The sequence below is a fragment of the Brevundimonas sp. GW821-FHT12E07 genome, from assembly GCF_058807035.1.
On record NZ_JBXAQH010000004.1, the window covers coordinates 200,193 to 213,735 of the forward strand.

General features: G+C 69.0%; 14 protein-coding genes. 11 read left to right on the forward strand and 3 right to left on the reverse strand.

The annotated features are described in order from the left end of the window. Positions 1–87: 87 nt before the first annotated feature. From AC1ROD_RS15920 to AC1ROD_RS15930, 3 genes are all read left to right on the forward strand, one after another. Entirely contained in the window at positions 88–1,044 is a 957-nt protein-coding gene (locus AC1ROD_RS15920) for a M28 family peptidase (protein ID WP_492949243.1), read from the forward strand. An 82-nt stretch (positions 1,045–1,126) separates the two neighbouring features. Further along, positions 1,127–1,750, forward strand: a complete 624-nt coding sequence (locus tag AC1ROD_RS15925) for a methyltransferase family protein (RefSeq protein ID WP_492949244.1) — start codon at positions 1,127–1,129, stop codon at positions 1,748–1,750. Between the two features lie 5 nt (positions 1,751–1,755). After that, positions 1,756–2,283 (forward strand): hypothetical protein, encoded by a 528-nt coding sequence (locus tag AC1ROD_RS15930; protein ID WP_492949245.1) that lies wholly within the window; start codon positions 1,756–1,758, stop codon positions 2,281–2,283. 39 nt (positions 2,284–2,322) lie between these two features. On the opposite strand, the gene AC1ROD_RS15935 is transcribed toward AC1ROD_RS15930, so the two are convergent. Further along, positions 2,323–2,772: a peptidylprolyl isomerase gene (locus AC1ROD_RS15935; protein WP_492949246.1), complete on the reverse strand. Its 450-nt coding sequence runs from the start codon at positions 2,770–2,772 to the stop codon at positions 2,323–2,325. A gap of 85 nt (positions 2,773–2,857) precedes the next feature. Here AC1ROD_RS15935 and AC1ROD_RS15940 point away from each other — a divergent pair, with 85 nt between their 5' ends. The 3 genes from AC1ROD_RS15940 to AC1ROD_RS15950 are packed head-to-tail and all read left to right on the forward strand — an operon-like array spanning position 2,858 to position 5,681. Beyond that, positions 2,858–3,595 (forward strand): RlmE family RNA methyltransferase, encoded by a 738-nt coding sequence (locus tag AC1ROD_RS15940; protein WP_492949247.1) that lies wholly within the window; start codon positions 2,858–2,860, stop codon positions 3,593–3,595. After that, positions 3,592–4,674 carry a DUF2332 domain-containing protein gene (locus AC1ROD_RS15945; RefSeq protein WP_492949248.1) on the forward strand — a complete coding sequence of 361 codons (1,083 nt, stop codon included), beginning with the start codon at positions 3,592–3,594 and terminating at the stop codon, positions 4,672–4,674. Before AC1ROD_RS15940 ends, AC1ROD_RS15945 begins: the two co-directional genes overlap by 4 nt. Next, on the forward strand, positions 4,674–5,681 hold the full coding sequence (locus tag AC1ROD_RS15950; protein WP_492949249.1) for a hypothetical protein: 1,008 nt from the start codon (positions 4,674–4,676) through the stop codon (positions 5,679–5,681). The genes AC1ROD_RS15945 and AC1ROD_RS15950 overlap by 1 nt, the downstream gene beginning before the upstream one ends. Before the next feature lie 9 nt (positions 5,682–5,690). Here the strand turns inward: AC1ROD_RS15950 and AC1ROD_RS15955 are convergent, their stop codons facing one another. Together AC1ROD_RS15955 and AC1ROD_RS15960 are read right to left on the reverse strand one after the other, a co-directional pair. Then, a complete protein-coding gene (locus AC1ROD_RS15955; RefSeq protein ID WP_492949250.1) occupies positions 5,691–7,238 on the reverse strand; it encodes a cation:proton antiporter in 1,548 nt (515 codons plus the stop codon). Positions 7,239–7,285: 47 nt separating this feature from the next. After that, on the reverse strand, positions 7,286–7,831 hold the full coding sequence (locus tag AC1ROD_RS15960) for a DUF2061 domain-containing protein (RefSeq protein ID WP_492949251.1): 546 nt from the start codon (positions 7,829–7,831) through the stop codon (positions 7,286–7,288). 148 nt (positions 7,832–7,979) lie between these two features. Between AC1ROD_RS15960 and guaB the strand changes: the two genes are divergently transcribed. Genes guaB through guaA form a run of 5 tightly spaced genes read left to right on the forward strand, consistent with a single transcriptional unit; the run spans position 7,980 to position 13,538 of the window. Beyond that, positions 7,980–9,440, forward strand: coding sequence for an IMP dehydrogenase (guaB, locus tag AC1ROD_RS15965; protein WP_492949252.1), 1,461 nt, complete (start codon positions 7,980–7,982; stop codon positions 9,438–9,440). Positions 9,441–9,457: 17 nt separating this feature from the next. Beyond that, positions 9,458–9,859, forward strand: a complete 402-nt coding sequence (locus AC1ROD_RS15970) for an MAPEG family protein (protein ID WP_492949253.1) — start codon at positions 9,458–9,460, stop codon at positions 9,857–9,859. A 9-nt stretch (positions 9,860–9,868) separates the two neighbouring features. Beyond that, the gene (locus tag AC1ROD_RS15975) at positions 9,869–11,278 is read left to right on the forward strand and encodes an RsmB/NOP family class I SAM-dependent RNA methyltransferase (protein WP_492949254.1); all 1,410 of its coding nucleotides are present in this window, start codon (positions 9,869–9,871) and stop codon (positions 11,276–11,278) included. After that, positions 11,275–11,979, forward strand: a complete 705-nt coding sequence (locus AC1ROD_RS15980) for a 5'-methylthioadenosine/S-adenosylhomocysteine nucleosidase (protein ID WP_492949255.1) — start codon at positions 11,275–11,277, stop codon at positions 11,977–11,979. The genes AC1ROD_RS15975 and AC1ROD_RS15980 overlap by 4 nt, the downstream gene beginning before the upstream one ends. After that, positions 11,976–13,538 carry a glutamine-hydrolyzing GMP synthase gene (gene guaA / locus AC1ROD_RS15985; RefSeq protein ID WP_492949256.1) on the forward strand — a complete coding sequence of 521 codons (1,563 nt, stop codon included), beginning with the start codon at positions 11,976–11,978 and terminating at the stop codon, positions 13,536–13,538. The genes AC1ROD_RS15980 and guaA overlap by 4 nt, the downstream gene beginning before the upstream one ends. Positions 13,539–13,543 lie beyond the last annotated feature (5 nt).

Genomic DNA, 13,543 nt, shown 5'->3' on the forward strand with positions numbered 1-13,543 from the left:
GTCGGTTTTTTGCGGCTGATGACAGAACCGTATGCTGACCGACGCAACGACCCTCGCTAGGGTCGGGTCCAGTAACAGGAATGCTCCATGATCCGTCGCGCCGTCCCGCTTGTTCTCGCCGTCTCGGCCATGCTCGCCGGTTGCCAGACCACGGCGCCGACGCCGACCGCGCCGACATCGGTCGCCATCGCTGCCGCCTCGCAGCAGTTGCTGGATGACGTGCGTATCCTGTCGGCCGACGACATGGAGGGGCGCGACACCGGTTCGCCCGGCGGCGAGCGGGCGCGGGCCTATATCGTCGGACGCCTTGAGGCGATGGGCATCGAGGCCCCGCCGGTCGGCCGGCTGCAGCCGTTCGAGGCCGAGGTCCCCAGCCGGTCGGGTCTGGTCCGCTACAAGGGGACCAACATCATCGGCCTCATCCCCGGCACACGGGTGACGGATCGCTACATCGTGGTCACCGCCCACTATGACCACGTCGGGGTGGCCAACGGCCTGATCTACAACGGCGCCGACGACAACGCCTCGGGCGTGGCCACCATGCTGGAGCTGGCGCGTCGGCTGAAGGCCCAGGCGCCCGAGCATTCCGTCCTGATCGTCGCCTTCGACGGGGAGGAGCGGGGGCTGATCGGGGCCAAGCATTTCGTCCAGGCGCCGCCGGTGCCCCTGTCCTCCATCGCCCTGAACCTCAACTTCGACATGACCTCACGCGCCGAGACCGACGGTCATCTGTGGGTGTCGGGGACCTATCAGAACCCGAGCTTCCGTCCGATCCTCGACACCGTCGCCCCCAACGGCGCGATCTCGCTGGCCTTCGGTCACGACACGCCCCAGGACACGGGTTCGGACAACTGGACCGATGCTTCGGACCACGGCCCCTTCTTCAAGGCGGGCCTGCCCTTCATCTACATGGGCGTGGTCGATCACCCCGACTATCACCGCCCGTCGGACGATTTCGACAAGATCACCCCGTCGGCCTTCATCTCCTCGACCGAGCTGGCCATCGCCGCCTTCCGGGCCCTGGACCAGTCGCTGGACCGCTAACTTTCGACCGTGAACGAACATTCCTGCTTGCGCCCGGACGGCCACAAGCGTTCACCTCGCAAAAAACACGGGAGGAACGGGCATGACGGTTACGACGGGGTTTGATCTCCAGCATATCCAGCGGCTGCGGAAGTGGGCGATCGGCGGCTGCCTGCTGGCGGCGGTCGGCCTGTCCATGGTCACGGTCACGGAATGGGGCGACGGCGCTGTCCATGAGGGGATGGAGAGCGCGGGTCTTGGCGCCATCGTTGTGGCCATCGTCGGCCGCGCCTGGTGTTCGCTCTATATCGGCGGGCGCAAGAAGGCCGAGATCGTCGACACCGGCCCCTATTCGATCAGCCGCAACCCGCTCTACCTCTTCAGCCACCTCGGCGCCTTCGGCATCGGCGCCCAGACCGGCAGCCTGATCCTGGCCCTGCTGTTCGTCGCTATCTCGGTGGTGGTGTTCCACTTCACGGTTCAGCGGGAAGAGGCCTGGCTTCTGAACGAGTTCGGCGCCCCCTATGCCGACTATATGCACCGCGTGCCGCGCAACGGGCCCGACTTCTCGCTGTGGTGCGATGCCCCCTCGCTGGAGGTGCGGCCCCAGTTCTTCCTGACCACCCTGCGCGACGGCCTGGTCTTCCTGCTGGCGATTCCGATCTTCGAGGGGATCGAGCATCTGCAGGACATCGGCTGGCTCGCCCCGCTGCTGCGTCTGCCGTGAGACATATGATGAGACGATCCGGCGCGATCCTGCTGACGGTCCTGGCGCTGGCCGCCTGCGACGACTTCAAGCCCGCCCCGGCGGCGAAGGGGCCGGCCCCGGCGCCGGCCGCGACGGACTTCAAGCATGAGATCAGCGGCGACCTGTCGGGCTACTACATCCCCGCCGCGCCGATTTCGGTCGACGGTTATCGCGTGAAAGCCCTGTTCCTCGGCCAGTCCGCCGACTTCGCGGCCTGGGAGGGCGGGGCGAAATCCGGAACCTTCGCCCCCGTGATGATCGAGTTCGAGAAGGACGGCGCCGAGACCATCCGTGTCCTGCCGAAGACCTATGAGGTCACCGACGGCCGGGTGCGCTTCGAGGGGACCGATCCGCGTCTGGGGAATGTCGCCTTCAACGGGACCCTTGATCAGGGCGCCCTGGCCACCGCCCGCCGCAATCTGGGCGAGGAGGCTCCGGTCCTGACCGGCACGGTCCGCGCCGGCGGCTCGGCCTTCGGCGGCCAGAAGTTCCGCTGGTACGGGGGCGACTGAATCAAAAAAGGGCGGGTCCTGCGACCCGCCCTTTCCGTATCAGGCCACGGTGGCCTTGATGATCTTGCCCGGCTCGCGCGGCGGCTCGCCCTTGGGCAGGGCATCGACGTTTTCCATGCCTTCGATCACCTGACCCCAGACCGTGTACTGGCGATCCAGGAAGGTTGCGTCGTCGAAGCAGATGAAGAACTGCGAATTGGCGCTGTTCGGATCCGAGGTGCGGGCCATCGAGCAGACGCCGCGGACGTGGGGCTCGGACGAGAACTCCTGCTTCAGATTCGGCTTCTTGGAGCCCGAGGTGCCGGTGCCGGTCGGGTCGCCGCCCTGGGCCATGAAGCCCGGGATTACGCGGTGGAAGACGACGCCGTCGTAGAAGCCTTCCTTGGCCAGTTCGGTGATGCGGGCGACATGGCCGGGCGCCAGATCGGGCCGCAGCTTGATGACGACATCGCCGGTGTCGAGGGAAAGGGTCAGGGTTTCGTCGGCCATGGGCGCGCTCCTTTATTCTGGTCCGGTTCTTCTAATCCGGTCGGGGGTCATAGCCCGGGAAGTCCGTCGGGGCTATGTGGGAAGCATGAGTAAGGACGAAAAGACCCCCCCAAGCGCTGAAACGCCGCCCGCCCGCCGCAAGATGGTGCGCCCGCCGACCGGCGGCACGGCCCAGGGCCGCGGCATGGGGACCCAGATCAAGACGGCGGACAAGAAGTCGATGTCCTCCATCCAGTGGATCAAGCGCCAGCTGGCCGATCCCTGGTCCGAGAAGGCGCGCGCCGAGGGCTGGCGCAGCCGCGCCGCCTTCAAATTCGCGGAGATCGACGACCGCTTCAACCTGGTGAAGCGGGGCTCGCGGGTCATCGACCTGGGCGCCGCGCCGGGCGGCTGGGTCCAGGTCTGCGTCAACCGGGGCGCGGCCTCGGTGGTCGGGGTCGACCTGCTGCCGATCGAGCCGATCCCGGGCTCGACCCTGATCCAGGCCGACTTCACCGATCCCGGCGTCGACCAGCAGCTGATCGACGCCCTGGGTGGTCCACCCGATCTGGTCATCTCCGACATGGCCCACAACACCGTCGGCCACCGCCAGACGGACCATCTGAAGATCATCGCCCTGATCGAGATCGCGGCCGACTTCGCCATCCGGACCCTGCGTCCCGGCGGGGCCTTCGTGACCAAGAATTTCCAGGGCGGCGACGCCGGTCACGTGCTGGCCGACCTGCGCGCCCACTTCCAGGACGTGAAGTACGTCAAGCCCGAGGCCAGCCGGAAGGGTTCATCCGAGGTCTATCTGGTGGCGCTGAACAAGCTCAAACGATGAGCGACGCCGCCGGTGAGGCCAGGGTTCGCGAGGCCTTCGCCAAACAGGCGGCGATCTGCAGCGCCGCCGGGGCGCCGTTCACGGGACGGGTCTGCGGGCTGGTCGGGAAGCGGCTGGATAGATCGGGCGCCATCGGCAAGCGGGTGCTGGACTGGCCCGGCAATCCCTCGCACGAGGGCGACGCCTTGCCGCTGCGGTTCTGTGGCGGCCTGCACGATCTGGCGCGGTCGGGCGTCGACCCGGCCCTGAGCGCGATCTACCCGCCGAACCTCGCGCCCGATGATGATGATGCGGTCTGGGCCGTGTTGGCCGAGGCCATCGCCGTCCATGCTGAGGCGCTGGATCCCTGGCTGGACGGGCCGCCCCAGACCAATGAGGTGGGCCGCTCGGCGGGGCTGATGGCCGGGCTTCTGGTGCTGGCCGACCGGTTCGGCCTGCCGTTCGAACTCTATGAGCTGGGCGCCAGCGCCGGGCTGAACAGCCTGTTGGACCGCTACGGCTTCGACCTCGGCGGGGTGAAGGCCGGCGATCCGGCCTCGCCGGTGCAGTTGAGACCGGTTTGGGACGGGCCGGCGCCGCCCTCGGCCGAAGTGCGGGTCGTCTCGCGGCAGGCCGTGGATCGTCACCCGCTGGACGTCACCGATCCCGCGACCCGGCGGACCCTGTCGGCCTATGTCTGGACCGACCAGCGCGACCGGCTGGCGCGGCTGAACGCGGCGCTGGACCTCGCCATTGAGAGCCCGCCGGAGATCGCTACCGCCGACGCCGCCGACTGGCTGGAGGCCCGGCTGTCGGTCGAGCCTCAACCGGGCGTCTGCCGCGTGGTGATGCACACCATCGCCTTCCAGTATTTCCCGCCGCAGGTTCAGGACCGCATCCGCGCCCATATGGCCGCCGTCGGGGCGCGGGCGACGACCGAGGCGCCGCTGGCCTGGCTGACTTTCGAGGCCGAGGAGGACGGGTTCGAGCGCCGTCCGATGCTGCGGCTGCGCAGCTGGCCGGGGCCGGACGAAGCGGTTGCGCTCGCACGAGGCCAGCCCCATGGTGCACGCTATGATTGGGTGGAAAGGGGTGCGTGATGAAGCGGATGCTCGCCGTTGTCCTCGCCGTCGCCGGCGTCCCGCTGCAGGCGGCGGCTGCTGATCCCACGGTGACGCCCATCGGCGCCGTGCAGGGGCGGCCGCTGGGCGAGGTGCTGACCCGGCTCGGCGCGCCCCGCGATCCCGTTCCAGCGATCACGCTCCAGGCCGCCGAGGGGCGGATGGATCTCTACCGCGTTGAAGACCTGATGCCGCCGACGCCTGAGCGTCATTCCTGCGGGGTTCGGCTGACCAGCCCGGACGCCTCCTGGGCCATCGCCTCCGCCTATGCCGTGGTGCTGAACGGGCAAGTCACAGCCTGGGTCAATCCGCGGCGCATCCAGGACCGCCCCCGCGCGCCCGGCGAGAGCTTCAGCGACCACCTCCGCGCCACCATCGTCGAAGGGCACGATCCCGTTCTTTCGGTCACGCCGGGCCGCCTGCCGCTCTCCGACGCGGACGGCTTCCTGAGCCGTCGGCCGGATCTCAGGGTCCCGGCGGACGCCGTTCTGACGTACGCCTGCCAGCCCCTGCCGTCCGTGCCGGCGTTCACCGGACGCAGGGAGCCGGCTGGCGTCGACCACGCCGGCCTGATCCAGGGCCTGTTTCTGCTGCCCCTGGCCTGGAAACTGCCCGGCCTAAACGCCGAACGGCGCGAGGCGCTGGTCGCCGGCCCGGCCCTGTACGCCCAAATGCAGCTGGGGCAGATCCTGCCCGGCGGAGGGCAGGGGTTCGCGCGGGCGAACCGGGGCGTGCGCCGCTACGCCGATGCGGTCGATCCGGGCTATGAGGTTCTGGCTATCAATCTGGGGGATGAGCCCAGCAACAACCTGTCTCGGCAAAACCGGGCGGCCCTGATCGGGGTTCGCGACGGGCGGGTGGTCTGGCTCGCCGACGGCGATGCGGCCGGCGGGCTCGGTCTGGTCAGCGCCCTTTGTATCGACGTCCGCCGACGCAGCGTGGCCTACCGCTCCGGCTGCACCGGGTTTGGTGTCTACAGTCCGTGAGACGGGGCCTTAACGGACGACCGGCGTCCAGCTGAGTTCGTAGCGGTCCAGCTCTTCCTCGATCTGGTAATAGGCGGCCTCGCCGATCTCGCCGGAGGTGCGCATGGCCATCAGGGCGTCGCGCTTGGTGGTCAGGAGGTCGGCCTTGATCTGGTCGGACTCCAGCTCGACCCGGCCGTCGTCGGCCTCGTCGCTCATGACGGCGTCGAGGCGTTCGCCGTATTCGTCCTTGAGGCGGTCGGCGACGCGGCCCTTGCAGTGCTTCAGGTGATCGACGGCGGCCTGGGTCACCACCTGACGGGCCAGTTTGATCTCCCGCTCCAGCTGGCCGTCGTCGTGGACGCGCAGCAGACGGATGAGCGGACCGAGGGTCAGGCCCTGGACCACCAGGGTACCCATCACCACGGCGAAGGTGGCCAGCAGCAGCAGGTCGCGGTGCGGGAAGCTGATCGGCAGGGCGTAGGCGGCGGCGAGACTGACCACCCCGCGCATCCCGGCCCAGCCGATGATCAGGCCGCTGGCGGCGGTCGGCGCACTCAGCCCCTGCGGCAGGTCGGCGCCGAACCAGTGGTTCTTGAGCCTGAGGAAGCTGTTGTAGCCCATGACCCAACCGAGGCGGGCGAGGACGGCGACGATCAGAACGGCGACGGCGAACAGGGCGTATTCGCCGCGCTGGGCCGGGTCCAGGCCGCGCCAGATCGGGCCGATCTGCAGGCCGACGAGGGCGAAGGCGGTGGCGTTCAGGGCGAAGACCACCGTCTCCCACACCGTATAGGCCGGGGCGCGGACCGAGGCGGGATTGCGCGCCGCCAGCCGGGCGATGGTCAGGCCGTACACGACCACGGTGACGATGGCCGACAGGCCGAGCTTTTCGGCCGCGATCCACAGACCGAAGGTGGCGATGAACTGGATCAGGATGGCGCTGGGGGCGTCGGTGATGCCGCGCGTCAGTCGGGTGCTCAACCAGGCCGCGGCCATGGCGAAGCCGACGCTGCCGACGAGGGCCCAGACGATGGTCGCCGCCAGCCCCCAGCCGACCGCCATCCCGCCGAGCGCGGCGGTGACCGCCAGCCGGTAGATCAGCAGCGAACTGGCGTCGTTGAACAGGCTCTCGCCCTCGAGGATGGTGCGGATGCGATAGGGCACGGGTACGGCGCGCAGGACGGCGGTGGCCGCCGCCGCATCCGGCGGGGCGACGATGGCGCCGAGCGCGATGGCGACCGCCCAGCCCATCTCGGGCTCGAGCTGTCGGGCGGTGAAGGCGACGGCGACGACGGTGATCCCGACCGCGGCCAGGGTCATGAAGGTGATCGGCACGACGTTGCGCTTCAGGTCGCGCGGCGAGGAATCGAACGAGGAGTCGAGCAGGACCGGGGCCACGAACAGGGCCAGAACCAGCTCGGGGTCCAGGGTCATCTCGGGTGCGAAGGGCAGGAAGGCGACCGCCGCCCCGCCCAGCGCGAGGAAGGGCGGGAAGGGCGCCTTCAGCTTGCGCGCGACCAGCGACAGCAGGACGGCGCCGAGCAGAACCGCCAGAATCGTCTCGAAGGCGTGCATGGTCGCAGCTTAACGCCGCAGACGCCGTTTGGCAGCGCGTTGTTACCCTAGGCGGCGAGCGCGGCCTGGCGGCGGGCCCGACCGGCCTCGATGCGGCTCCAGATGCGGTCGTGGATGGCGAAGAAGCCGGTCTGGACGAAGGGCTCCAGCGTGCCGATGGTCAGGGCGATGCGGATGTCGCGCGTCAGGGCGAAGGCGACGCTGACCGCCACGGTGAAATGCATGACGCCATAGGTGACGGTCTTGAGCGCGACACGACCGAGCGAGCGGGGCAGGGCGTGGCTATGCCCATGATGGCCGTGGCTGCGGGACTGCTCCTGGGGGTCCATGAGGTCGAGCCGGGCGCCGACGGCCTCGACCGTCTCCTCGGGCAGGGGCAGGGTCTGGCGCCGCTCGATCCGGTGCCAGACGCGGTCGTGGATGGAGTAGGCGACCGTCTGGAACAGGGGTTCGACCACCCCGACCGCGAGGGCCAGCCGCCAGTCGCGGGTGATGGCGAACGCCACCAGGATGGCGACGATCAGGTGCATGGCCCCATAGCTGGCGATCTTGAGGGCGAGGCGGCGAACGGACTGGACGATGACCTGAACCATGCGTTGAACATGATAATCGTTCGCAGAAATCGCAAGGGCCGGGCCGGTGTTCGCGATAAACCTTTGTGACGAACCTCGTCAGCGGGTTCAGAACGGTTGACTTCGCAACCGCGAAAGAGGATAGGCGGCCCGCAAAACGGAGACTCCCATGGAGATTCGCGAAGGCCTTACCTTCGACGATGTTTTGCTTGAACCCGGCCCGTCCGAGACCATGCCCGCAGACGCGGATGTCTCGACACGGCTGACCCGCGACATCCGACTGAACATCCCGCTCGCCTCCTCGGCGATGGACACCGTGACCGAGAGCCGTCTGGCGATCGCCATGGCCCAGGCCGGCGGCCTGGGGGTGCTTCACCGCAACATGACCATCGCCGAACAGGCCGATCAGGTCCGCCAGGTGAAGCGCTACGAAAGCGGCATGGTCATCAATCCGGTGACCATCAATCCCGACACGACGCTGGGCGAGATCCGCGCCATCGTCGCCGAACGCAAGATCTCGGGCTTCCCGGTGGTCGAGCCCGGCTCGGGCAAGCTGGTCGGCATCCTGACCAATCGCGACATGCGGTTCGACACCGATCCGACCCGCAAGGCCGCCGAGCTGATGACCCAGGGCGACCTGGTCACGGTGCGCGAAGGCGCCGGCCGCGACGAGGCCCGGGCCCTGCTGCGGGACCGCAAGATCGAACGCGTCATCGTCGTCGACGAGGCCTATCGCGCCACCGGCCTGATCACGATGAAGGACATCGAGAAGGCCCAGGCTCACCCGAACGCCGCCAAGGACGATCAGGGCCGGCTGCTGGTCGGCGCCGCCTCGACCGTGGGCGACGCTGGCTATGAGCGGGCCATGGCCCTGGCCGACGCGGGCTGCGACGTGGTGGTGATCGACACCGCCCACGGCCACTCGGCCCAGGTCTCGCGCGTGGTCGAGCGCATCAAGCGCGAGAACAACCGGCTGCAGATCATCGCCGGCAATATCGCCACCTATGACGCCGCGCGCGCCCTGATCGACGCCGGCGCCGACGCCGTGAAGGTCGGCATCGGCCCGGGCAGCATCTGCACCACCCGCATCGTCGCGGGCGTGGGCGTGCCCCAGCTGACCGCCATCATCGACGCGGTTCGCGCCGCGAAGGACAGCGGCACTCCGGTCATCGCCGACGGCGGGATCAAATACTCGGGCGACCTGGCCAAGGCCATCGCCGCGGGCGCCTCGGTCGCCATGATGGGTTCGATGTTCGCCGGTACGGACGAAAGCCCGGGCGAGGTCTTCCTGTACCAGGGGCGCAGCTACAAGTCGTACCGCGGCATGGGCTCGGTCGGGGCCATGGGCGCCGGCTCGGCCGACCGCTACTTCCAGAAGGACGTCCAGGACACCCAGAAGCTGGTGCCCGAAGGCATCGAGGGCCAGACCCCCTACAAGGGTCCGATCTCGCCGGTGCTGCACCAGATGGTCGGGGGGCTTCGCGCCGCCATGGGCTATGTGGGCGCCCCGAGCATCGCCGAGTTCCAGGAACGCGCCCGCTTCGTGCGCATCACCGGGGCGGGATTGCGTGAGAGCCACGTCCATGACGTGATGATCACGCGGGAAGCGCCGAACTACCGGCAGGGCTGACCCCGGGGGACACGACCATGGACATGACGCCCGAGTTCGTCGCACTGGCCTTCGTTCTGATCCTGGCCATTCTCCAGATCGCCGCCGCCGCCATCGCGCGGACGGCGGAACTGGGGACCAGGTGGAACGCGGGGCCGCGCGACGAGGCCGTTCCGCCGCCCGGCAAGCTGGCCGGGCGTCTGATGCGGGCCCAGTCCAATCTGTTCGAAACCCTGCCGCTGTTCGCGGCCGCCGTAATCATGGCCCATGTGGTCGGTAAGGACGGCGGCGCGCTTACCCTGTGGGGCACGCACCTCTACCTCCTCGCCCGCGTCGTGTACGTGCCGCTCTACGCCTTCGGCGTGACCGGCCTGCGCTCGCTGGCCTTCATCGTCTCGCTGGCCGGATTGATCATGGTCATCTGGGCCCTGTTCCTCTGAAAGTCTGAGTTGACCCCAGCCGCCCGTCTCGCCGCCGCCGCCTCCGTCCTGGACTCCATCGCCCAGGGCCGCCAACCGGCCGAGGCCGTGCTCAAGACCTGGGGGACCGAGAACCGTTACGCCGGCTCCAAGGACCGCCGCGCCGTCGCCGACCGCGTCTATCGCGTGCTGCGCGCCCGCGGCCGTCTGGTCTGGGCCATGGGCGGACGCGAGGACGGCCGGGCCCTGGTCATCGGCTCGCTCAGCCTGATCGACGGCCTGTCGCTGGAAGAGATCGAGGCCCTGCACTCGGGCGATGCCTACGGGCCCAAGCCGCTGTCCAAGCAGGAGCGGTCGCGCCTCACCGCCACCGAAGACGAACTGCCCGGCTGGGTCGCGGCGGGCCTGCCCGAGTTCGTGATGGAGGACTTCAAATCCACCTATGGCGACGGCTGGGCGGTCGAGGCCGAGGCCCTGATGGTCCCGCGCGCGCCGATCGACCTGCGCGTCAATGCGGCCAAGGCGACCGTCGCCGACGTCGAGGCCGAACTGCGCGCCGCCGGTCTGGAACCGCAGCGCACCCCCTGGTCCGCCTGGGGCCTGCGCCTGTCGGCCGAGCCACCGCCGAACGTCCAGGCGCTGGAAGCCTTCAAGGACGGCCGCATCGAGATCCAGGACGAGGGCAGCCAGGTCGTCTGCTGGCTGGCCGGCGTGAAGCCCGGCATGACCGTCGTCGACTATTGCGCCGGCGGTGGCGGCAAGACCCTGGGCCTGGCCATGCAGATGCGCGCCGCCACCGGGTCGCAACCGGCCGCGCCGGAAGAGGCCGCCAAGGTCTGGACCCCGGCCGGCTGGGTCGAGGCGCCCAAGAGCAAGGCCGCCACGGTCGTCCAGACCGAGGGCAGGCTGGTCGCCTGTGACGTGGTCCAGAAGCGCCTCGACAACATCAAGCCCCGCCTGCAACGCGCGGGCGTCGCGGCGGAATTGCTCCATCTCGGTCCGAACGGCGGCGGGGTCGAGGCCATGGTCGGTCAGGCCGATGTGGTCCTGGTCGACGCGCCCTGCACCGGCTCGGGCACCTGGCGCCGCCGTCCCGAGGACGCCTGGCGGCTGACGCCCGAGGACGTCGACCGGATGCACAGCCTGCAGACGGCCATCGTCGCCCGGGCGGCCAAGCTGGTGAAGCCCGGCGGGCGTCTGGTCTATGTCACCTGCTCGATGCTGACGGCCGAGAACGAGATGAGCGTCGCCGCCTTCGAGGAGGATCATCCGAACTTCCATCCGGTGGCCATCGCCGACGTCCTGGACAGCGCTGACCTGACCCAGGCGGGCCGCGAAAAGCTGGCCGAACTGGCCGCCGGCGGTCACCGCCTGCGCCTGTCGCCCGCCACCGCCGGCACCGACGGCTTCTTCGCCGCCATCTACGAGAAGGCCGAATGAGCCAGCCTTGGCGACTGGAGCGGTACGGCGACGTCTCGGTCCTCTACGTCATGGCGGCGCCGGCGGAGTACGGCGTGCATCTGCAGGCGCGGATCCAGCCGCTGATGACCGGCATCGGTCCTGTCGAGGGAGCCGTGGTCCTGACCGCCGCGCTCGCCCGGCTGGAGGCGGCCGACGGCCTGCCGGACCTGATCGTGTCTCTGGGCTCCTGCGGTTCGCGCGAACTGGAGCATGCGGCGGTCTATCAGGCCTCTTCGGTCAGCTATCGCGACATGGACGCCAGTCCTCTGGGCTTCCCTAAAGGGATCACGCCGCTGCTGGATCTGCCGGCCATCCTGCCGCTGCCGTGCCCGATCCCCAGCGTGCCGACGGCGACCCTGTCGACCGGGGGAGGGGTGATTTCCGGCGCCGCCTATGACCTGATCGAGGCGCAGATGGTGGACATGGAGACCTTCGCCCTGCTGCGTTCGGCCCAGACCTTCGGCGTGCCCCTTGTCGCCCTGCGCGGCGTCTCGGACGGCAAGGCCGAGCTGAAGGCGCTGGAGGACTGGACCTCGACCCTGCACCATGTCGACGAGAACCTGGCGGCGGCGCTCGACGCCCTGATCGCGGTTCTGACCGAACGCGGCCTCTCCGCGCTTGATATTGCTGGCTCAGCCAGCCAAGTCCCCACCCATTCGCTCTCCCCGGATTCGCCATGACCCAGACTACCGACCACCAGAAGGTCCTCATCGTCGACTTCGGCAGCCAGGTGACCCAGCTGATCGCGCGGCGCCTGCGCGAGGCCAGCGTCTATTGCGAGATCCATCCGTTCCAGAAGGCGCAAGCCGCGCTGGAGGCGATGAAGCCGGCGGCGATCATCCTGTCGGGCGGTCCCGAGAGCGTCCATGAAGAGGGCAGCCCCCGCGCGCCGCAGGGCGTGTTCGAGGCGGGCGTACCGGTGCTGGGCATCTGCTACGGCGAGATGACCATGTGCGAACAGCTGGGCGGCAAGGTCGAGGGCGGCCACACCCGCGAGTTCGGCCGCGCCGAGATCACCGTCGAGAAGGCCTCGCCCCTGCTGGCCGACCTGGCCCCGGTGGGCGAGGAAGAGACCGTCTGGATGAGCCACGGCGACAAGATCGTCGCCATCCCGCAGGGCTTCGACGTCGTCGCCTCCTCGGCCGGCTCGCCCTATGCGGTGATCGCCGACGAGACCCGCCGGTTCTACGGCGTCCAGTTCCACCCCGAGGTGATGCACACCCCGCGCGGCCATCAGATGCTCAAGAACTTCACCCACGGCATCGCCGGGCTGAAGGGCGACTGGACCATGGCCGCCTATCGCGACGAGAAGATCGCCCAGATCCGCGAACAGGTCGGCTCGGCCAAGGTCATCTGCGGCCTGTCGGGGGGCGTCGACTCCTCGGTCGCGGCGGTGCTGATCCACGAGGCCATCGGCGACCAGCTGACCTGCGTCTTCGTCGACACCGGCCTGCTGCGCAAGGACGAGGCCAGCCAGGTCACGACCCTGTTCAGAGAGCACTACAACATCCCCCTGATCCACGTTGATGCGTCGAAGGAATTCCTCGGCGAGCTGGCCGGTCAGTCGGACCCGGAGACCAAGCGCAAGACCATCGGCCGGGTCTTCATCGAGGTGTTCGACCGCGAGGCCGCCAGGATCGAAGGCGCCGAGTTCCTGGCCCAGGGCACCCTCTATCCGGACGTGATCGAGAGCGTGTCCTCGTCGTCGGGCAAGGCCCACGTCATCAAGAGCCACCACAACGTCGGCGGCCTGCCGGACTATATGAAGCTGAAGCTGGTCGAGCCGCTGCGCGAGCTGTTCAAGGACGAGGTCCGGGCGCTCGGCCGCGAGCTGGGCCTGACCGACGCCTTCGTGGGCCGCCACCCCTTCCCGGGGCCGGGCCTGGCCATCCGCATCCCCGGCGAGATCACGCCCGAGGCCGTGGCGACCCTTCAGGAAGCCGACGCCATCTACCTCGAGGAAATCCGCAAGGCTGGCCTCTACGACAAGATCTGGCAGGCCTTCGCCGTTCTGCTGCCGGTCAAGACCGTCGGCGTCATGGGCGACGCCCGCACCTATGAGAAGGTGCTGGCCCTGCGCGCGGTGAGCTCGACCGACGGCATGACCGCCGACTTCTTCGAGTTCCCGTGGGACGTGCTGGGCAAGTGCGCGACCCGCATCGTCAATGAGGTCCGGGGCGTCAACCGCGTGGTCTATGATGTGACCTCCAAGCCCCCCGGCACCATCGAGTGGGAGTGAAGGGA